20 protein-coding genes are annotated in these 18,508 nt (G+C 67.7%); 14 read left to right on the top strand and 6 right to left on the bottom strand.

The window, feature by feature from the left end; all coding sequences use genetic code 11:
• Positions 1 to 5: 5 nt before the first annotated feature.
• Positions 6 to 788, bottom strand: a complete 783-nt coding sequence (locus I5E68_RS02530) for an aspartate/glutamate racemase family protein (protein WP_197160463.1) — start codon at positions 786 to 788, stop codon at positions 6 to 8.
• A gap of 160 nt (positions 789 to 948) precedes the next feature.
• Between I5E68_RS02530 and I5E68_RS02525 the strand changes: the two genes are divergently transcribed.
• The 3 genes from I5E68_RS02525 to I5E68_RS02515 all read left to right on the top strand — a co-directional run bounded on the left by I5E68_RS02525 (position 949) and on the right by I5E68_RS02515 (position 2,890).
• Positions 949 to 2,418 (top strand): helicase HerA domain-containing protein, encoded by a 1,470-nt coding sequence (locus I5E68_RS02525; RefSeq protein ID WP_197160461.1) that lies wholly within the window; start codon positions 949 to 951, stop codon positions 2,416 to 2,418.
• Positions 2,419 to 2,501: 83 nt separating this feature from the next.
• Positions 2,502 to 2,687 carry a DUF4169 family protein gene (locus tag I5E68_RS02520; RefSeq protein ID WP_197160459.1) on the top strand — a complete coding sequence of 62 codons (186 nt, stop codon included), beginning with the start codon at positions 2,502 to 2,504 and terminating at the stop codon, positions 2,685 to 2,687.
• Entirely contained in the window at positions 2,687 to 2,890 is a 204-nt protein-coding gene (locus I5E68_RS02515; RefSeq protein WP_197160457.1) for a hypothetical protein, read from the top strand. Before I5E68_RS02520 ends, I5E68_RS02515 begins: the two co-directional genes overlap by 1 nt.
• A gap of 3 nt (positions 2,891 to 2,893) precedes the next feature.
• Here the strand turns inward: I5E68_RS02515 and I5E68_RS02510 are convergent, their stop codons facing one another.
• Both I5E68_RS02510 and I5E68_RS02505 read right to left on the bottom strand, forming a co-directional pair.
• Positions 2,894 to 3,382, bottom strand: a complete 489-nt coding sequence (locus I5E68_RS02510; protein WP_197160455.1) for a hypothetical protein — start codon at positions 3,380 to 3,382, stop codon at positions 2,894 to 2,896.
• Positions 3,383 to 3,532: 150 nt separating this feature from the next.
• Entirely contained in the window at positions 3,533 to 4,180 is a 648-nt protein-coding gene (locus I5E68_RS02505; protein WP_197160453.1) for an SDR family oxidoreductase, read from the bottom strand.
• A 189-nt stretch (positions 4,181 to 4,369) separates the two neighbouring features.
• On the opposite strand from I5E68_RS02505, the gene bioF reads away from it, so the two are divergent.
• From bioF to I5E68_RS02480, 5 genes are read left to right on the top strand one after another with little or no spacing between them, the layout of a single operon-like run.
• Positions 4,370 to 5,533 carry an 8-amino-7-oxononanoate synthase gene (gene bioF / locus I5E68_RS02500; RefSeq protein WP_197160451.1) on the top strand — a complete coding sequence of 388 codons (1,164 nt, stop codon included), beginning with the start codon at positions 4,370 to 4,372 and terminating at the stop codon, positions 5,531 to 5,533.
• Positions 5,530 to 6,174: an alpha/beta fold hydrolase gene (locus tag I5E68_RS02495; protein WP_197160449.1), complete on the top strand. Its 645-nt coding sequence runs from the start codon at positions 5,530 to 5,532 to the stop codon at positions 6,172 to 6,174. Before bioF ends, I5E68_RS02495 begins: the two co-directional genes overlap by 4 nt.
• Positions 6,171 to 6,929, top strand: coding sequence for a methyltransferase (locus I5E68_RS02490; protein ID WP_228726775.1), 759 nt, complete (start codon positions 6,171 to 6,173; stop codon positions 6,927 to 6,929). Before I5E68_RS02495 ends, I5E68_RS02490 begins: the two co-directional genes overlap by 4 nt.
• Positions 6,930 to 6,943: 14 nt before the next feature.
• Positions 6,944 to 7,603 (top strand): dethiobiotin synthase, encoded by a 660-nt coding sequence (gene bioD, locus I5E68_RS02485; protein WP_197160447.1) that lies wholly within the window; start codon positions 6,944 to 6,946, stop codon positions 7,601 to 7,603.
• Complete coding sequence (locus tag I5E68_RS02480; RefSeq protein ID WP_197160443.1) at positions 7,600 to 8,868, top strand: adenosylmethionine--8-amino-7-oxononanoate transaminase; 1,269 nt, start codon at positions 7,600 to 7,602, stop codon at positions 8,866 to 8,868. Before bioD ends, I5E68_RS02480 begins: the two co-directional genes overlap by 4 nt.
• Here I5E68_RS02480 and I5E68_RS02475 read toward each other — a convergent pair.
• The 3 genes from I5E68_RS02475 to I5E68_RS02465 all read right to left on the bottom strand — a co-directional run bounded on the left by I5E68_RS02475 (position 8,857) and on the right by I5E68_RS02465 (position 11,904).
• A complete protein-coding gene (locus I5E68_RS02475) occupies positions 8,857 to 9,801 on the bottom strand; it encodes an isoaspartyl peptidase/L-asparaginase family protein (protein ID WP_197164449.1) in 945 nt (314 codons plus the stop codon). The two genes, I5E68_RS02480 and I5E68_RS02475, sit on opposite strands and share 12 nt — an antisense overlap.
• 274 nt (positions 9,802 to 10,075) lie before the next feature.
• Entirely contained in the window at positions 10,076 to 10,909 is an 834-nt protein-coding gene (gene map, locus I5E68_RS02470) for a type I methionyl aminopeptidase (protein ID WP_197160441.1), read from the bottom strand.
• Between the two features lie 77 nt (positions 10,910 to 10,986).
• Positions 10,987 to 11,904 carry a DUF4163 domain-containing protein gene (locus I5E68_RS02465; RefSeq protein ID WP_228726774.1) on the bottom strand — a complete coding sequence of 306 codons (918 nt, stop codon included), beginning with the start codon at positions 11,902 to 11,904 and terminating at the stop codon, positions 10,987 to 10,989.
• A gap of 50 nt (positions 11,905 to 11,954) precedes the next feature.
• On the opposite strand from I5E68_RS02465, the gene I5E68_RS02460 reads away from it, so the two are divergent.
• From I5E68_RS02460 to I5E68_RS02435, 6 genes are all read left to right on the top strand, one after another.
• A complete protein-coding gene (locus tag I5E68_RS02460) occupies positions 11,955 to 13,349 on the top strand; it encodes a leucyl aminopeptidase family protein (RefSeq protein ID WP_197160434.1) in 1,395 nt (464 codons plus the stop codon).
• A gap of 63 nt (positions 13,350 to 13,412) precedes the next feature.
• Positions 13,413 to 13,790 carry an SH3 domain-containing protein gene (locus I5E68_RS02455; protein WP_323982067.1) on the top strand — a complete coding sequence of 126 codons (378 nt, stop codon included), beginning with the start codon at positions 13,413 to 13,415 and terminating at the stop codon, positions 13,788 to 13,790.
• The gene (gene argC, locus I5E68_RS02450; protein ID WP_197160432.1) at positions 13,790 to 14,713 is read left to right on the top strand and encodes an N-acetyl-gamma-glutamyl-phosphate reductase; all 924 of its coding nucleotides are present in this window, start codon (positions 13,790 to 13,792) and stop codon (positions 14,711 to 14,713) included. The genes I5E68_RS02455 and argC overlap by 1 nt, the downstream gene beginning before the upstream one ends.
• Before the next feature lie 397 nt (positions 14,714 to 15,110).
• Positions 15,111 to 15,449 (top strand): P-II family nitrogen regulator, encoded by a 339-nt coding sequence (locus I5E68_RS02445; RefSeq protein ID WP_197160430.1) that lies wholly within the window; start codon positions 15,111 to 15,113, stop codon positions 15,447 to 15,449.
• 175 nt (positions 15,450 to 15,624) lie between these two features.
• Entirely contained in the window at positions 15,625 to 17,034 is a 1,410-nt protein-coding gene (gene glnA / locus I5E68_RS02440) for a type I glutamate--ammonia ligase (RefSeq protein WP_197160428.1), read from the top strand.
• A gap of 204 nt (positions 17,035 to 17,238) precedes the next feature.
• Positions 17,239 to 18,495, top strand: coding sequence for a hypothetical protein (locus I5E68_RS02435; RefSeq protein WP_197160418.1), 1,257 nt, complete (start codon positions 17,239 to 17,241; stop codon positions 18,493 to 18,495).
• Positions 18,496 to 18,508: the final 13 nt, after the last annotated feature.

Here is an 18,508-nt window from a genome sequence, read left to right as displayed (position 1 = left end):
CTGCCTTATTCGGCGACGCAGACCGGGCAGGCTTCCTCGGGCAGGTCGGCAAGGGCATCGACCATGCGACTCAGCGCGTCCCTGCGCGCGGTAAGCACCGCGCCTGTGTCCGGCTGCCCCGAGGCGGCGGCAACGGCTTCGCGGGCAGCCTCGAGCAGCGGATTGACGACCGGCACCCGCGCCCTGGCCCCGAGTCTCTTGGCAAGTCCCGACATGCAGGTGCACCCCAGCAGGATCGCCTGCGCGCCCGCGTCCACGGCCGCATCGATGGCGGTGCCGATCCGCGCGAAGACCGCGCTCTCGCCCCCGGCGATTCGCGCGAGATAGCCTTGCGGGCCTGAGAGGTTCGCGAGGTCCTCCTGCCCACCGACGTTGTGGATCGCGATGCAGGCGACCTCGTGGCCGTAGAGGCGCAGGAGCGAGCGCGGGATGAAGTTCATCGATGCGGGCCAGACCGTGACGATGGCGAACCTGCCGTGCCGCGCCGCAGCGGCCATGCCTGCCTCGCCAGCCCCGGTCACCGGCACTGAGACCGCGTTGCGCAGCGCGTCGAGGCCGTAGTCTCCCAGGGTGTCGAGCACCAGCGCCCGCGCCCCGCCCTCGACGGCGCAAAGCCCTGCCTCGAGATGGCCGATCGCCTGCATGTCGCGCTCGACCGGGCTCGACGGAAACAGGCCGATGCGCGAGGGCCAGCCGCGCAGCACCGTCCCTTGCGGAAGGTCGGGCAGCAATTCGGGACGGACATTCGGGTCAATCGAGCGCGGTGTGCCGACGAGGCCGATCAGCATGACGGTTCTCCCCCTCCAATATTGTCATTCACATATGACAAATTCGGTGACCTACCGCAAATCCGACTTCGATCTGCGCGCGCCGGACGCGGCGGTGCGCTCTGGAAAACACCGAGGCAAGCCTTGCCAGCGCGGCCCCCTTTCTGCCATCAGGCGCCCCGTGAGCGCGAACATCGTCATCGGCACCGAGGCCCAGGGCCAGCCGACCGAAATCGACATCAAGGAGCTTCTCGCGACCCGCCTGCTGGTGCAGGGCAATTCCGGGTCCGGCAAGTCGCACCTGCTGCGCCGCCTGCTCGAGGAGAGCGCACCGATCGTCCAGCAGATCGTGATCGACCCCGAGGGCGACTTCGTCTCTCTCGCCGAGGAATTCGGCCACGTGGTGATCGACGGCGCGGCCTATGGCGAGGCTGAGATCGCCCGGCTCGGCGCCCGCATTCGCCAGCACCGCGCCTCGGTCGTGCTCGCGCTCGACGAACTCGAGATCGACAGCCAGATGAAGTGCGCGGCGCAGTTCCTCAACGCGCTGTTCGATGCCCCGCGCGAGCAATGGTTCCCCGCGCTCGTGGTGGTCGATGAGGCGCAGATGTTCGCCCCTGCCGCCGCGGGCGAGGTCTCCGAGGAAGCGCGCCGCATCTCGCTCGGTGCCATGACCAACCTCATGTGCCGCGGGCGCAAGCGCGGCCTTGCCGGTGTGATCGCCACGCAGCGTCTGGCCAAGCTCGCCAAGAACGTCGCCGCCGAGGCCAGCAACTTCCTGATGGGGCGCACCTTCCTCGACATCGACATGGTGCGCGCCGCCGACCTGCTCGGCATGGAGCGCCGCCAGGCCGAGACCATCCGCGATCTCGGGCGCGGCGAGTTTCTCGGCCTTGGCCCCGCCATTGCGCGCCGCCCGGTCAAGACCAGAATCGGCTCGGTCAAGACCGGCGCCAAGTCGGTTACGCCTGGCCTGATGCCGCTGCCCACGGCCTCGACCGAGGAACTGCGCGAACTGCTGCACGACAATCTTCACGTCGAACCCGAGCGCCCCGAGTTTCCGCGCCCGGCGCCGCGCGCGCGCGTCGAGATGGAGGATCTCGACGATGCGATCTCCTCGGGCCCCGCGGGCGAGGCGCTGCCGCCGCGCCCCGAGCGTCCCGAGCCAGAGCCCGAGGAAACCCGCGCGGCGATGGTCGAGATTATGAACGCGATGGCCGCCGACGAGGACTGCACCTTCCAGTCCTCGACCACGCTGTTCCAGGACTTCACCATCCGCTGCCGGATGAAGGGCATCTCGGTGCGCGGGCTCGATGCGACGATGTTCCGCCGCGGTTTCGCCGCCGCCATCGCCGGTATCGAGGACCCCGAGGACGAGCGCTGGGTCGACCTCATCAATCTCGCCAAGCACGTGCCCGACGATGCTCTCGCGCCCTTCTACATGATCGCGCGCGCGGCGATGGACGAGAAGCCGTGCCCCGACGACAACGAACTCGCGCGCATCTACGGCACCAGCAGCCCGCGCCGCGTGCAGCGCTTGCTCGACTATCTCGAAAAGGACGGGCTGATCGTGGTGCGCACCGATTTCTCGGGCAAGCGCTCGGTCGGCCTGCCCGACCTCGGCGTCTCGACCGTCGCCATCGAGGCCTGAGCCGCGGGGGCATTGCCCCTCGCCCGGCCTTTGCCCTGCGAACCCGATTGCCTTGCGCGCGGTTTCACGACATGGGGAAGGACATGGCCGAGATCGTCAACCTCCGCATGGCCCGCAAGGCGAAGCAGCGCAGCGCCGCGAAGGCCGATGCCGAAGCGAACCGCGCACTGCACGGACGTACGAAGGGCGAGCGGGCAGCGACCGAGGCCGAGCTTGCGCGGATCGTGCGCAACGTCGACGGCGCGCGCCGCGAAAAGGACGAGGACTGATGCGCACCACCCATCTCGAAGCGAGCGTCCGGCTCTATCACCTCGATGGCGCGGCCGAGGGCGGCGCGGCGAACACCTTGTTCTACGGCCCCTTGTCACAGGCCATGGACGTCGCCGCGCAGCAGGTCGAGGAAGTCCAGGAGGGGCTGTTCATCGCCACCGACAACGACGTCGTCGCCTACCTCGACCTCCTCGAAGGCTGATCGTCAGAAGCGCGCCTGCAGGCCTGCCGCAAGGTAGCCGTCACCAAGGTTCAGCTTGGCATCGATCATCGGCATCACCGGCATGGCCGTCGTGCCATAGGCGCGCACCGAATCGCCCATCGCGCGTGCGCCCACGCCCAGCGAGAACATCGGCAGGCTGTAGGTCGCCTCTACCCGCCCGTAAGCCTTGAGCCCGCTGCCGTCGCAGCGGCTCTCGCCGGCCGGAGCATCGTCCACGCGACGATAGCACTCGTCGCCAACCTCGTAGTAGTTCGGGTGATCGCGGTCGTAGATGAACGCGCCGACCGAGGGCGTCACCGAAAAGCCGCCATCGCGCAGGATCGGGTAGCCGACGCCGATCTCGCCGCCCCACTGGCCCTTCCACTTGGCAACGTTGGCCTCGGCGGTGACCTGCGCCGAGGCAGGGCTGGCGGTCATCGCGGCTGCGGCGGCAAGACCTGCGGCAAGAGCGAGAGCATGGCGGTACGACATCAAACTATCCTTGGTTTGCAGTGAGCAGGACAAGGCCCTGCAAGACACGCCAAGGTCTCTGCGCAATCCGACCAATGCCGACAAGGTGCGGAAGGCTCGGCCCGTCCCGGCATGGATTCGCCTCGCCGCAAGTGGCGGGGAGGAGAGCGATCAGGCCATCGCGTCGAGCGCCTCGGCCAGGGGCGTATCGCCTTCGGTCAGCTCGAGGATCACCCGCGAGAGCGCGGGCCGCTCGAGGATGCCGGCGAGCGTGGCGGCGACGTCATCGCGCGCCACCGAGCCATAGGTCAGCGCGAGCCCGATGCTGACCTTGCCGCTGCCCGCGCCATCGCTCAGCGTGCCCGGGCGCAGGATCACCCAGTCGAGATCGCTCTGCGCAAGGTGCGCATCGGTCATCTTCTTGACCCGCATGTAGTTCTCGAAACCCGCCTTGGGCTCGGCATCGCGCCCGGCTTCGGGGAAGGCCGAGACCAGCACGAAGCGCGCGATGCCCGCCTTGCGTGCGGCGGCGACCGACTTGATCAGCCCCTCGCCATCGACCGCGTTTGTGAGCTCGTAGCCCGCACCGCCGGCCCCGGCACTGAACACCACCGCGTCGGCACCCTGCATGAGCGCGGCAAGCCCGTCGGTGTCGAGCGCGGTAATGTCGCCTTCGACGCTCGTTGCGCCGGCGGCGGTGAGAGCCTCGGCCTGTTCGGGCTTGCGGTGGAGGGCGAGCGGCAGGTGCCCTGCCCCGGCGAGCAGCGGCACGAGCCGTGAACCGATCTTGCCAGCGGCGCCGACGATGAAGACCTTCATGAAAATTCCTGATTTATACGTTGCTGGGCCTTGTCGCCCGCCGAATGCGGGCCGCAGGCGATACCAATGGGCAACCTATCTCGTCAGCGCTGGTTGCAATGACAACCCCACGTGCTGCGCCGCGCCGTATGCACGCTTGCGACCTGAGCCATTGTCAGCGCGGCGCACATGCCATAACCGGCAGCCACGATGAGCAGGCTCGACCCCTTCCTCGATGCAGCGCTGGTGCGCATGGAGCGTGCCGGACAGCGCCGCGTGCTGCGCCCGACCGCGCTGGAAGCGAACGGTCGCTTGCTGCGCGATGGTCGCACGCTGATCGACTTTTCGAGCAATGACTACCTCGGCCTTGCCCGCCATCCCCTGCTCGCCGAGCGTGCAAACGCATTTACGCGCGAATACGGCACCGGCTCGGGCGCCTCGCGGCTGGTCACCGGCACGAGCGCGGCGCAACTCGCACTCGAAGAACGGATCGCGCGCTTCAAGCACACCGAAGCCGCGCTCGTCTTCGCCAGCGGCTGGCAGGCCAATGCTGCGGTGATCCCCGCGCTCGCCGCCGCCATGCCGGGGCTCGCGGTCTTCAGCGACCGGCTCAACCACGCCTCGATGCATGCCGGGCTGGCGATGGCGGGCCTGCGCCAGCATCGCTTTCGCCACAACGACCTCGCCCACCTCGAGCAGCTCCTCGAGAGCAAGGGCCGCGATGCGCCCGCGCGCCTGATCCTGACCGAGAGCGTGTTCTCGATGGACGGCGACCGCGCCGACATTGCGGCGCTGCGCGCACTGGCCGAGCGCCACGATGCCGCGCTCTACATCGACGAGGCCCATGCCACCGGCGTGCTCGGCCCCGGCGGCGCGGGCCTGTGCGCCGAGGTTCCCGGCGGGGTCGATCTCGCGATGGGCACCTTCAGCAAGGCGCTGGGCGGCTTCGGCGCCTATGTCGCGGGATCGCGCGTGCTGATCGACTACCTTGTCAATGCGGCCAGCGGCTTCGTCTTCACCACCGCGCCCCCGCCCGGCGTCCTCGGCGCGATCAATGCCGCGCTAGACCTCGTGCCGCAGATGGATGCCGAGCGCGCGCACCTTGGCGCGATGGGCGAACGGCTGCGTTCGGGTCTCGCCGCTCTGGGCATCGACCACGGACCAAGCTCGAGCCAGATCGTGCCCGCCATCATCGGCGGCGAGGCGGAAACGATGGCGCTTGCCGCGCGGCTGGAAGCACTAGGCATGCTGGCAGGCGCGATCCGTCCGCCGACGGTGCCCGCAGGCTCGAGCCGCCTGCGCATCGCCCTTCGCGCGGCCCACGGCGAGGCAGAGATCGACGCGCTGCTCGGCGCGCTCGCGCAGGCGCTATGAAGCTGCTCTTCGTGCACGGCTGGGGTTTCGATGCCGGGTTCTGGCGCCCGCTCGCCGCGCAGTTGCGCGAATGGGAGCAGGTCATCGAAGACCGGGGTTACTTCGGCGCCCCGACTGGGCCGGATGCTCAGGTCGAAGGTCCCTGCATCGCGGTGACGCACAGCCTTGGCACCATGCGCCTGCTCGCCGCGCCGCCGCCGGGGCTCGTAGGGCTGGTCGCGATCAACGGTTTCGCGCGCTTCACCGCAAGGCCGGACAAGGCGGGCGTGCCAGTGCGCGTGGTCGACCGCATGATCCGCCGCTTCGCTCAGAGTCCCGCGAGCGTGCTCGCCGACTTTCGCCGCACATGCGGCTGCCCCGAAGGCGAGGAAGCGGCTGATCCCGACACGCTCGACACCCCGCTGCTGCAGGCCGACCTGCTGCGCCTTCGCGACGGCGACAGCCCGCCCTGCCCGGTGCCGCTGCTCGCAATCCATGGCGGGCGCGACCCGCTGCTCCCGCCCGCCATGCGCGAGGAGGCCTTCGCCCGCGAGGACGCGCAGCGCATCGACGTGCCCGAGGGCGGCCACCTGCTGCCGCTCGAGGACCCGGCGCTCTGCGCACAGGCGGTACGCGGCATGATCGGGACGCTCGCGCGATGATGCCCCGACGGGACGACATCGCCGCCGCCTTCGACGCTGCGCGCGACTACGAGGGTGAGGCGCGCATCCAGCGCAAGGTGGCGGACGAGCTTGCCGCGCGCATCGCAAGTCTGGCGCTCCCGCCAGAGCCGCGCCTGCTCGAAATCGGCTGCGGCACGGGCTTTCTCACCTGCGCGCTTGGCGAAAACGGGATCGGCGGCGACTGGCTCGTCACCGACCTTTCGGCAGCGATGGTCGAGCGTTGCCGCGCAGGGCTTGGGAACACGGCCAGAAGCCGCTTCGCCGTGCTCGATGGTGAGAACGGCACGCCCGATGGTGGCCCCTTCGACCTCGTGTGCTCCAGCTTCGCGCTCCAGTGGTTCGCCGATGCTCCCGCCGCCCTTGCACGCATGCGCGACTGGCTCGCGCCGGACGGCCGCATCGTTGTCGCAACCTTGCTTTCGGGCACCTTTGCCGAATGGCGCGCGGCGCACGAAGAACTCGGCCTTGCCGCCGGGACGCCCGCCTTTCCTCCCGTGGAGGCCTTCGCCGCGCTAAACCCCGAGGTTCTCGAGGTAACCTACCACACCGAAACCCATGCCAGTGCCGCGCGTTTCCTGCGCGCGATCAAGGCCATCGGTGCCGGCACCGCGCGCGGCAACCATCGCCCGCTCACCCCTGCGCAGCTTCGCGCAGTCATGGCCCAATTCGAGCGTAACCATTGCCGGGTGACATACGAGGTCGCGACCCTGGTGATCACCCGCCAAGAACCCTGACCGGAAAGCCCCCCATGTCCGCGCAAAGCCCCTGCCAGCCGCTGGTCGTCACCGGCACCGACACCGAGATCGGCAAGACCGTCTTCGCCGCCGCGCTCGCCGGAGCGCTGGGCGCGCACTACTGGAAGCCGGTACAGGCGGGCGTCGAGCCGCACGAGGTGTTCGGCGAAACGGATGCCGAGCGCGTCGCCAATCTCGGCGGGCTCGCACGCGAGAAGGTGCTGGCAGAGGCCTACCGCCTCGCCACCCCCTGCTCGCCGCATCGCGCCGCCGAGATCGACGGGGTCGAGATCGATCCCGAACGCCTCGCGCTGCCACAGGTCTCAGGGCCGCTGGTCGTCGAGGGTGCGGGCGGCGTGCACGTCCCGCTCACGCGCCGCCGCACCTACATCGACCAGTTCCCGCGGTGGGGCGCGCCCGTCGTGCTTGTCGCACGCACGCAGCTGGGCACGATCAACCATTCGCTGCTCTCGCTCGAGGCATTGCGCGCCCGCGCCATCCCCGTGCTCGGCGTCGCCTTCGTCGGCGATAGCGAGCCCGACAGCGAGGCGATTATCTGCGAGCTGGGCAAGGTGCGCCGCCTCGGTCGCCTGCCGCGCCTCGACCCGCTGACGCCCGAAGCGCTACGAAACGCGTTTCTCGAAAACTTCACGCTGGAGGACTTTCGCCCATGACTTCCCTCGAGCGCACGTCCTCGATCTGGCACCCCTTCACCCAGCACGGCCTAGGCGAGCCGATCCCGATGGTCGAGAGTGCGAAGGGAGCACGGCTCAACCTTGCCGACGGTACCAGCATGATCGATGCGATCTCGTCCTGGTGGGTGACGACGCACGGGCACTGCCATCCCCCGATCATGGCCGCGATCGCCGAGCAGGCGCAAAAGCTCGACCAGATGATCTTCGCCGGGTGGACCCACGCGCCAGCCGAGGAAGTCGCCGCAGGCCTGCGCACGATCATGCCCGAGACGCTGACGCGCGTGTTCTTCTCCGACTCGGGTTCGACCAGCGTCGAGGTCGCGCTCAAGATGGCGCTGGGCTTCTGGCACTGGCGCGGCGAGGCGCGCAGCCGGATCGTGGTGATGGAGCACAGCTACCACGGCGACACCATCGGCGCGATGTCGGTGGGCGAGCGCGGAGTGTTCAACCAGCCCTACGACCCGCTGCTCTTCGACGTCGGACGCATTCCCTTTCCCGAAGACGAAACCGGGCAGAACACGCTCGACGCGCTCGAGGCGCTGTGCCGCATGCGCGATACCGCCGCGCTCATCGTCGAGCCGCTGGTGCTGGGCGCGGGCGGAATGCTGGTCTATTCGCCCCGCGTCCTTGCCGCCGTGCGCGAGATCTGCGCGCGCTACGGCGTGCTGTTCATCGCCGACGAAGTGATGACCGGCTGGGGCCGCACCGGCACGCTGCTCGCCTGCGAACAGGCCGATGTGGTGCCCGATATCCTGTGCCTGTCCAAGGGCCTCACCGGCGGCGCGGTGCCGCTCGCGGTGACCATGGCGAGCGAACCGATCTACGAGGCGCATTTCTCGTCCGACCGCGCGCGCATGTTCTTCCATTCCTCGAGCTATACCGCCAATCCGATCGCCTGCGCGGCGGCCTGCGCGAACCTCAAGCTGTGGCGCGAGGAACCGGTGCGCGAGCGCATCGCCGCCCTCTCGGCAAAGCAGGCGCACTGGCTCGACAAGCTCGGGCAGGTCTATCATTTCGACCGCCCGCGCAACCTCGGCACGATCGCCGCGCTCGACCTCAAGTCGAACGAGGCCGATGGCTACATGAATGCGCTCGCCCCCCGGCTCATGGCCTTCTTCCGCGAGCGTGGCGTGCTGCTGCGCCCGCTCGGCAATACCGTCTACGTGATGCCGCCCTATTGCATCACCGACGAGGACCTGGCGCAGGTCTGGGACGCGATCGGCGAGGCGGTCCTATCGTTCTGAGGTCGCATCGCCGTAGATCGCGACGACGGGCTCGCGCCCCTCGCGCGCCTTGGCGCGGTACATGCCAGGCGTATTGAACGACCAGGCCGGATTGCCACTCGCGTCGATTACGATAACTCCGCCATCACCGCCGAGCGCCAGCGTCTCTGCCTGCACCGTATCGGCGGCCTTCTGCGCATCTTCACCGAGGAAGCGGATGCGCGCGCAGATCTCGTGCGCGACGCCTTCGCGGATATAGTATTCGCCCGCGCCCGTTGCCGAGACCGCACAGGCACGGTTGTCAGCGTAAGTCCCGGCGCCGATGATCGGGCTGTCACCCACGCGCCCGTAGAGCTTACCCGCGATACCCCCGGTCGAGGTGCCCGCCGCGAGGTTGCCCTTGGCATCGCGCGCGACCGCGCCGACCGTTCCGTACTTTTTCACCACGTGATCCTCGGCCGAGGCCTGTTCGGGGTGGAGCAGGCGCTGGAGCTGCTGCCAGCGCTCCTCGGTGCGGAACCACGAGGGATCGGCCTGTTCGAGCCCGCTCTCACGTGAGAAAGCATCGGCCCCTTCGCCAGCGAGCATCACGTGCTTGCTGCGCTCCATCACGGCCCGTGCGAGGCTGATCGGGTGGCGCGTATGCGTGACGCCCGCCACCGCGCCCGCCTGACGGGTCGCGCCATCCATGATCGAGGAATCGAGCTCGTTGGCCCCGGCCGAAGTAAAGACCGCCCCGCGCCCGGCGTTGAAGTTGGGGTCGTCCTCGAGCACACGCAGCGCCGCCTCGACCGCATCGAGCGCAGCGCCGCCCTTGTCGAGAACCGCGCTGCCCGCATCGAGCGCCTTGCGCAGCGCAGCCTTGACCGCCGCCTCTCGCTCGGGAGTGATCTTGTCGGGCCGGATTACGCCTGCACCGCCGTGGATCACCAGCGTCCAGTTTTCCCTCGCCATGGCGACATTTGGACCGAGGCTGGCAGCGAGCGCGGTAACCGCAAGGAGCGGGCGAAGAAGAGCGGTGCGGGTCACGAAAACGCCTGTTCTAGGTACCGGAGCGCGACGGCCCGGGCACGGAGGAAGAGGCTCTCGTTTAAAGCCTTGCGCGAGGATGTTTCAAGCGGCGACGCATGGCCATGCCAGCGCAAGCTGCAGGCGCGGGCGTTGCACAACGCGATATCGTGCGCCGGACACGGCCGCCCCGGCCTTCGCCGGGACGAACGGTGTACGATCAGACCGCGTAAGGCGGCTGGTGCAGGCCCTTGGGGCTGAGCGTGAAGATCTCGCAGCCGTCCTCGGTGATGCCGATCGAGTGCTCGAACTGCGCCGAGAGCGACTTGTCGCGGGTGACCGCCGTCCAGCCGTCCGAGAGCAGCTTCACCGCCGGCTTGCCCAGGTTGATCATCGGCTCGATGGTGAAGAACATGCCCGGACGGATTTCCGGACCGGTACCCGGACGTCCGGCATGGACGACTTCGGGCGCATCGTGGAACAGGCGCCCGAGGCCATGACCGCAGAATTCGCGCACGACGCCGTAGCGGTGCGATTCGGCATGGCGCTGGATCGCTGCGCCGATATCGCCGATGCGGTTGCCCGGCTTGGCCTGCTCGATGCCGATCATCAGACACTCGTAGGTCACGTCGACAAGGCGGCGCGCCTTCAGCGAGGGTTCGCCCGAGAAGTACATGCGGCTCGAATCGCCGTGCCAGCCGTCGAGCAGCGGGGTCACGTCGATGTTGACGATGTCGCCGTCCTTGAGCGTCTTCTCGCTGGGAATCCCGTGGCAGACCACGTGGTTGATCGAGATGCAGCACGAGTGCGCATAGCCGCGATAGCCAAGCGTCGCAGGTACCGCGCCGCCATCGAGGGTCAGTTCGCGAACCTTGTCATCGAGCGCGGCGGTGGTGACACCGGGCTGCACCATGGGCGCGATCTCGTCGAGGATCTGCGCTGCGAGACGGCCCGCCTTGCGCATACCCTCGAAGGCCTCGGGGCCGTGCAGCTTGATGGTCCCGTCGCGCAGGACGGTCTGGTCTCCGGGTTCGACGGTCTGATAATCGGTCATGGCGCCCACATAGCGATTTCGCACAGCGATTGCGAGGCCGCGTGCGCCCCGAACTGCGCAACCGCGATTGCACGCGCCTAACTGGAGGGCGAGAAGCTGCCGCGATACTGCGGCTTGAGCGCGCGCATCACGGCGCCGTCGACCGGCAGGGTGACCTCGTAGCTGCCCTCCGCATAGGGCCCTGCGGCATAGGGTCCGACCTCGATGCCGATGCGATCGAAGGTCGCGCCGTTGGAGGAGCCGAGCAGCACTGTCTGCTCGACCGGGTCGATGCAGTCGCCGAACATGTCATCGGGTTTCACGGGCCCTCCGCGCCGCTCCGCACGCTCACGATCGAGCGCCTTGCAGAAACGCTCGCGCAGCGCCGAGGACAGCGCCTGGGGCGAGGCGAACAGGTCGAGCGGTTTGCGCAGCGCCTCGGCCTTGCGGTCCCAGAGCAACGCATTGAACCCGCTCATGCCATGCGCGCCGCCCGTGTAGGTGTAGATCTCCGAGGAAAGCGAAAGCCAGCCGGGCAGGTCGGTGACAACCTTCCAGGTCTCGCCATAGGAATAGGTCCGGTAGGGGTAGCCGCCCTCTTTCGCCGCCTTGCGCTCTTCGCGTGCACCTTCGGCAAGTCCTTTGCGCGCCTTGTCGAGCCGCGCGTCGAGCTCTGCCTTGAGCGGGGCGATCGCGCCGGCTGCATCGGGGTAGGCGTACTGGAATTCGTAAAGATCGGTCGAGACGTCAACCGCGCGGCCCGCATTCTGGCTGAACTCGAGTTCGGGCGATGCGGCCTCTGTCGCATCCGCAGCAGAGGCATCGAGAGTGGCTGCGCCCATCGCCGCAGCGCTTGCTCCCTCGCTCGGGACAGCCTGCTGCGCCTCTTGCTCGGCGCCGCCCGAACAGGCCGACAGGACAAGGCCGAAACCGGCGCAAAGCGTCAGGGCAAGTATCCGCTTTGCAGCCGATGCCCCTTGCAAAGCGGGTCGCTCACCCCAAGTGCCCATGCCCATCCAAATTTCCTCTCGCACTATCGATCGCGGGGAGGCTAGAGAACGAAGCCATGAGCGACAAGAACGCATTGATTCAGCCCGACCGCGGCCAGAGCGCGACCGCGATCCACCTCGTCGACAAGGATGGCCTCGACGCCTTTCGCAAGGGCCTGAACGGCGCGCAGCGCGCAGCGCTCGATGCCCAGCGCTTCGTCGCGGACGGCTACGACCATGCGATCATTCCCGATGGCGAAGGCTGGGCGGTGGTCTCGGGCGTCGCCGATGCCGCAAACCTGTCGAGCTGGTGCATGGCGCGCCTCGCCGAGAAGCTTCCTGCCGGCACCTACCGGCGCGTCGGTGGCGAACCGGGGCCCGCGATGTTCGGCTGGATCACCGGCCAGTACGCCTTCGAGCGCTACTTGTCCGAACCGCGCGAAGAAGGCCCGCGCGTGCTTCTTACCAGCGAAGTCAAGTCGATCGAGGCGCTCAGCGCCGAGGCCGAGGCGGTCATGCTGGTGCGCGATCTCGTCAACACACCCGCCGAGGACATGGGGCCGGCCCAGCTAGAGGCCGAAGCCGAAAGCCTGCAGAAGGCCTTCCGCGCCGAACTGCGCGTGACCCGTGGCGACATGCTCGAGCACGACTTTCCCATGGTCCATGCCGTCGGCCGCGCCGCTTCTCGCAGCCATGCACCCCGCATGATCGAGCTGGAATGGGGCGACCCCAAGCATCCACGCGTGGCCGTGGTCGGCAAGGGCGTGTGCTTCGACTCGGGCGGCCTCGACATCAAGCCGGGCTCGGGCATGCTGCTGATGAAGAAGGATATGGGCGGTGCCGCACATGCGCTCGCGCTCGCCCGCCTCATCATGCACAACAAGCTGCCGGTGCGCCTGCACCTGCTCGTCCCCGCGGTCGAGAATGCCATCGCGGGCAATGCCTTCCGCCCCGGCGACATCCTCAAGAGCCGTGCCGGGATCTCGGTCGAGATCGGCAATACCGATGCCGAGGGGCGCCTGATCCTGGGCGACGCGCTGGCCCGCGCCGGCGAGGGCGAGCCCGAACTGGTGATCGACTTCGCGACGCTGACCGGCGCAGCGCGAGTCGCCGTCGGCCCCGACCTGCCCGCGCTCTTCGCGCGGCGCGACGGGACCGCGCAGGCGCTGCTCGATGCAGGGCTGGAAAGCGACGATCCGTGCTGGCGCCTGCCGCTGCACGAGGGCTACCGCGAGTACCTCAAGTCCGACATCGCCGACATCAACAACGCAGGCACCGGCGGTTTCGCAGGCGCCTGCACGGCAGCGCTGTTCCTCGATCGCTTCGTGCCCAAGGACTGCGACTGGGCGCACCTAGACACCTTCGCCTGGCGCCCGGCCGCCAAGCCCGGCCGCAGCAAGGGTGGCGCAGCCCTCGGCCTGCGTGCGGCATGGCACATGCTCGCCTCGCGCTACGGCCAGAACGGCGCATAAGCTTGCACATTGGCCATGGCACAGCTAAGCGCGCCCATCTTTGCCTTTGGAGATAGACCCGCGTTGGCTACTGAGGATTCCTATACCCGCCCCTCGCACATCGAGGGCATGCTGGCGATGACCGGGCCGAGCACCCCGGCGGAACCCGACTGCCTCCCCGTGCGCGGCGACCTCGCGCACATCAAGCTGGCAGGCATCTATTTCGTGCCGCACTACGCCGTGCCGATGCCGCGCCGCACGCTCGAGGGCGCCCTTCTGCGCGCGACCGGTCACCGCGATGGCGAGACCATCACCACGATCGAGGCGGGCACCACGTTCAACGTGCTCGACATCGCGGGCGCCTGGACCTGGGGCCAGATCGGCGAGGACGGCCTCGTCGGTTACGTCGCGCTCGACCAGCTCGCTCCCGCAACGGACCCTGCAACGGACGGGGCCGCCTGATGGCACGCACGGTCTTCATCGACGGCGCCGCCGGCACCACCGGCCTCGAGATCGCGGCCCGGCTCGAGGCACGCAGCGAGTTCGAGCTCATCATCCTCGACGACGAGAAGCGCAAGGACGATGCCGCACGCGCCGAAGCGCTCAACGATGCGGACTTCGTGATCCTGTGCCTGCCCGACGATGCCGCCAAGGCAGCGGTCGGAATGATCCGCAACGAGACCACGCGCGTCATCGACGCCTCTTCGGCGCACCGTACCGCCGAGGGCTGGACCTACGGCTTTGCCGAAGTGATCGGCCACGAGGCGATCGCGGACGCGCGCCACGTCAGCAATCCGGGCTGCTACCCCAGCGGCTTCATCGCGCTCGTGGCTCCGCTGGTTCGCGCAGGCCTCCTGCCCGCCGACTGGCCCTACGTTTGCCATGCCGTCTCGGGCTACTCGGGCGGTGGCAAGGCGCTGATCTCGCGCTTCGAGCAGGAACCCGACATCGCCTACCGTGCCTATGGCCTCGCCATGGGTCACAAGCACGTGCCCGAGATGAAGCGCCATGCGGGCATCGGCCACGATCCCGTCTTCGCCCCGGCCGTTGTTCCTGCGCATCGCGGCATGCTGGTCGAGGTGCCGCTCCACCTCTCGATGATGGACAAGGCAGGCAGCCCCGACGAACTGCGCGCAGCCCTCGCCGAATTCTACGCGGGCAGCCCGGTGGTCAAGGTCCTCGTCGACACCCCGGGCGAACTGCTTCTGCACCGCGCGATGGAGCCTAGCGACGCGCTGAGCCTGCGCGTCTTCGGTGCCGCCGACGGTGCTCAGGCGCGCCTCGCCGCGGTGCTCGACAACCTCGGCAAGGGCGCCAGCGGCGCTGCCGTGCAGAACCTCAACATCATGGCCGGCCTCGACGAGACCGCGGGCCTGCGCCTCTGAGCCAGGTGTCCGCAAGCTGCCCCGAGGGCTGCTTGCGGACAAGGCATCCCCTTCCCGAGCTCACCCCAAACCCACGCAACAAGAGTTCACGCTGGCGATCTTTTCGAACCGAGCGAGGCAGCGCCACGCCTAGCCGCGCGGCAATGCACAATTTTCAGGCAGAACATGCCTCAATGTTGATCATGCAATTGCCGTGAGAGCGCCACACCCTTTCCGAAAAGGCTAATCCCATTGGTGAATGCGCCATTTCCGCTCTTTCCGCGCCTGCACACTTGCCCTACGACTGCCATCTGACCGTTGACCCGAATCCGCTTGGGATTCGGTCATGGAGTTCCCGGTCCCGGGCCGGCGCTCCGAGACAATGCCCGGGAAAAACTGAGCAGGGATCGCGTCTGGCGTGAAGAAGATCGAAGCCATCATCAAGCCCTTCAAGCTCGACGAAGTGAAGGAGGCGCTGCACGAAGTCGGCGTCTCTGGCATCACCGTCACCGAGGCCAAGGGCTTCGGACGCCAGAAGGGCCATACCGAGCTTTATCGCGGCGCCGAGTACGTGGTCGATTTCCTGCCCAAGGTCAAACTCGAGGTCGTGGTCTCCGATTCGCTTGCGGACCGCGTCGTCGAGGCCATTGCCGACGCTGCCCAGACCGGGCGCATCGGTGACGGCAAGATCTTCGTCGTGCCGATCGAGACCGCGGTGCGCATCCGCACCGGCGAGCGCAACGACGAAGCGCTTTGAACGGCCCCGCGCAGGAAAGCCCGGCGCCCTCGCCACGACCATGTGAGGCCCGGCACCTGCACGGACCGGATTTCGAAACGGGACCTGACGGCTGGGGGGCCGGACGCGATCCCGGACATGCCAACCACCCCTGACCCTCTTCCCGCGCGGAAGAGCAACTTGGAGAATCACGCAAATGGCTAGTGCAAAGGACGTCCTGACGAAGATCAAGGACGAAGAGATCGAATGGGTCGATCTGCGCTTCACCGACCCCAAGGGCAAGTGGCAGCACCTGACCATGTGCGCCGGCGTTCTGAGCGAAGACGAGCTCGAGGACGGCCTGATGTTCGACGGCTCCTCGATTGAGGGCTGGAAGGCCATCAACGAGTCGGACATGATCCTCAAGCCCGACCTCGACGCCGTCTACACCGATCCGTTCTCGGCCACCCCGATGCTGATCGTGTTCTGCGACATCGTCGAGCCCTCGACCGGTGAGCTCTACGCCCGCGATCCGCGCTCGACCGCCAAGCGCGCCGAGGCATTCGTCAAGTCGGCAGGCTTCGGCGACACCGTCTACGTCGGCCCCGAGGCCGAGTTCTTCATGTTCGACGACGTGAAGTTCTACGACGGCTACAACGGCAACGGCTTCAAGATCGACGACATCGAGCTGCCCGGCAATTCCGACAAGGAATACGAGATGGGCAACATGGGCCACCGCCCGCGTGCCAAGGGCGGCTACTTCCCGGTCGCGCCGGTCGACAGCGCCACCGACATCCGCGGCGAGATGGTCTCGACCATGCTCGAGATGGGCCTGCCCTGCGACAAGCACCACCACGAGGTTGCCGCCGCGCAGCACGAACTGGGTCTGACCTTCGGCACGCTGACCACCACGGCCGACCGCATGCAGATCTACAAGTACGTCGTGATGATGGTTGCCCAGGCCTACGGCAAGACCGCGACCTTCATGCCCAAGCCGATCAAGACCGACAACGGCTCGGGCATGCACACGCACATCTCGATCTGGAACGAGGGCAAGCCCACCTTCGCGGGCAACGGCTACGCCGGCCTCTCGGACACCTGCCTGTACTTCATCGGCGGTGTCATCAAGCACGCCAAGGCCCTCAACGCCTTCACCAACCCGACCACCAACAGCTACAAGCGCCTGGTGCCGGGCTACGAAGCCCCCGTGCTGCTGGCCTACTCGGCCCGCAACCGCTCGGCCTCGTGCCGCATCCCCTACGGTGCGGGCGACAAGGCGAAGCGCGTCGAGTTCCGCTTCCCCGACGCGATGGCCAACCCCTACCTGTGCTACTCGGCACTGCTGATGGCTGGCCTCGACGGCATCAAGAACAAGATCCACCCCGGCGAAGCCATGGACAAGAACCTCTACGACCTGCCCCCGGCAGAGCTCGCAGAAGTCCCGACCGTGTGCGGCTCGCTGCGTGAGGCTCTCGAGTCGCTCGAAGCCGACTACGCCTTCCTCCTCGAGGGCGACGTCTTCACCAAGGACCAGATCGACGCTTACCTCGAACTCAAGTGGCCCGAAGTGCTGCGCTGGGAAACCACGCCTTCGCCGGTCGAGTTCGACATGTACTACAGCGCCTGATCTCCCGCTCTTCCGCCCGCGCGCCAAGGGCGCACGGACAGGAGGCGAGTGTTCACCGAGCGGGGCGTCCGGAGCAATCCGGACGCCCCTTTTCGTTGGCGAATGCGCCTGCCCTCGGAACCGCCCCCCCATCGCCCTCACGTCGGCCATGAGGGAACGCGGGGGCCGCTGCCGCGTTTGTTGGACCCGAAAGGAGATTCCGACATGGCGTCCAAGCCAACGAAAAATGCCGGCGGGATCGCAGCCGCCCTCGTCGCTTCGGTTGCAGGACTGGCCCTCGTCGCCGGTGCCGCCTCGGCCCAGCCCGGAGGCGGGAACGGTAACGGCAAAGGCAACGACAAGGGTGGCAAGCCCCAGGCCGCGCAATCGCAAAAGGGACAAGGCAACGGCGGCGGCAAGGGCGCTGACAAGGGGAGTGCCAACAAAGGGGGCACCAACAAGGGCGACGACAAGAACCGCAGCCAGGGAAATGGCGCCAGGCCGAACCAGCAGGCGTCCTCCAGCCAGCGCGGCAACGGCAATGGCAATGGAGGCGGCAAGTCCAAGTCGGCAGGGAACCCCGGCAAGGCGCAACGCCAGACCGTCGCCATGCATTCGCCCGTCTCTCCCGGGAACGGCAAGAACAATGGCAAGGGCCCGGCCAAAACCAACGAATCCGCCCCCGGCAACGGTCCGGGCAAGAGCAATAACGGTGGCAGCGGCAACAAGGGTAAGGTCGCCGCGGGCAATCCGCAGAAAGGCAATTCAGCCAAGGTCACGCGCCGTCCTCAGCGCGACGACGTGCGCCGGGTCAGCTACGATGGTCCGGGCGGACGCAGCTTCACCGTTCCTACCAACGATCGCGTGCGCGTGCTCACCTCGGGGCGCAGCGTCGACTGGTCTGCACTCGATCGTCGCCGCGCCTACGACGGCTGCCCGCCGGGTCTCGCCAAGAAGTACAACGGCTGCACCCCGCCAGGCCTTGCGCGCAAGGCCGACCGTTCGTGGCAGCGCGCCGACTGGTACGGCGACTGGGGCAGCGGCTATCGCTATTCGGACGGGTACATGCTGCGCACCGGTGGCGGTGGAAGCTCGATCCTGAGCTATATCCCGCTTCTCGCCGGCGCGCTCTCTATCGGTAACCTGTGGCCCGGCACCTACCAGAGTGCTGCCCTGCCAGACTATTACGACAGCTACTACGACCTCGGCGGGGCATCGTCCTATCGCTACTACGACGACACGATCTACCGGGTCGATTCCGGTTCTTCCGAGATCGAGTCGATCGCGGCCCTCCTGACCGGAAACCAGATCTCGGTCGGCGAGCCGATGCCGATGGGCTACGATGTCTACAACGTGCCTTACGACTATCGCGACCAGTACTACGATACGCCCGAGGCCAACTACCGCTACTCCGACGGCTATATCTACCAGCTCGATCCGACGACCCAGCTGGTTCAGGCCGCGATCGAGCTGCTGACGTGAGGGAGGCGCGCAA

The sequence above is a fragment of the Novosphingobium aureum genome (genome assembly GCF_015865035.1).
GTDB classification, from domain to species: domain Bacteria; phylum Pseudomonadota; class Alphaproteobacteria; order Sphingomonadales; family Sphingomonadaceae; genus Novosphingobium; species Novosphingobium aureum.
Note: the sequence above shows the minus strand (reverse complement) of the source record. Positions and strands in the feature narration are given on the sequence as shown.

Bases quoted from the DNA above. Each gene is read 5' to 3' on its own strand.
- I5E68_RS02480 (WP_197160443.1), top strand. From the start codon at position 7,600: ATGACTTCCCTCGAGCGCACGTCCTCGATCTGGCACCCCTTCACCCAG.
- I5E68_RS02510 (WP_197160455.1), bottom strand. From the start codon at position 3,382: ATGTCGTACCGCCATGCTCTCGCTCTTGCCGCAGGTCTTGCCGCCGCA.
- I5E68_RS02530 (WP_197160463.1), bottom strand. From the start codon at position 788: ATGCTGATCGGCCTCGTCGGCACACCGCGCTCGATTGACCCGAATGTC.
- I5E68_RS02490 (WP_228726775.1), top strand. From the start codon at position 6,171: ATGATGCCCCGACGGGACGACATCGCCGCCGCCTTCGACGCTGCGCGC.
- I5E68_RS02435 (WP_197160418.1), top strand. From the start codon at position 17,239: ATGGCGTCCAAGCCAACGAAAAATGCCGGCGGGATCGCAGCCGCCCTC.
- I5E68_RS02520 (WP_197160459.1), top strand. From the start codon at position 2,502: ATGGCCGAGATCGTCAACCTCCGCATGGCCCGCAAGGCGAAGCAGCGC.
- argC (WP_197160432.1), top strand. From the start codon at position 13,790: ATGGCACGCACGGTCTTCATCGACGGCGCCGCCGGCACCACCGGCCTC.
- map (WP_197160441.1), bottom strand. From the start codon at position 10,909: ATGACCGATTATCAGACCGTCGAACCCGGAGACCAGACCGTCCTGCGC.
- I5E68_RS02495 (WP_197160449.1), top strand. From the start codon at position 5,530: ATGAAGCTGCTCTTCGTGCACGGCTGGGGTTTCGATGCCGGGTTCTGG.
- I5E68_RS02465 (WP_228726774.1), bottom strand. From the start codon at position 11,904: ATGGGCATGGGCACTTGGGGTGAGCGACCCGCTTTGCAAGGGGCATCG.
- bioD (WP_197160447.1), top strand. From the start codon at position 6,944: ATGTCCGCGCAAAGCCCCTGCCAGCCGCTGGTCGTCACCGGCACCGAC.
- I5E68_RS02460 (WP_197160434.1), top strand. From the start codon at position 11,955: ATGAGCGACAAGAACGCATTGATTCAGCCCGACCGCGGCCAGAGCGCG.
- glnA (WP_197160428.1), top strand. From the start codon at position 15,625: ATGGCTAGTGCAAAGGACGTCCTGACGAAGATCAAGGACGAAGAGATC.
- I5E68_RS02475 (WP_197164449.1), bottom strand. From the start codon at position 9,801: ATGGCGAGGGAAAACTGGACGCTGGTGATCCACGGCGGTGCAGGCGTA.
- I5E68_RS02505 (WP_197160453.1), bottom strand. From the start codon at position 4,180: ATGAAGGTCTTCATCGTCGGCGCCGCTGGCAAGATCGGTTCACGGCTC.
- I5E68_RS02515 (WP_197160457.1), top strand. From the start codon at position 2,687: ATGCGCACCACCCATCTCGAAGCGAGCGTCCGGCTCTATCACCTCGAT.
- bioF (WP_197160451.1), top strand. From the start codon at position 4,370: ATGAGCAGGCTCGACCCCTTCCTCGATGCAGCGCTGGTGCGCATGGAG.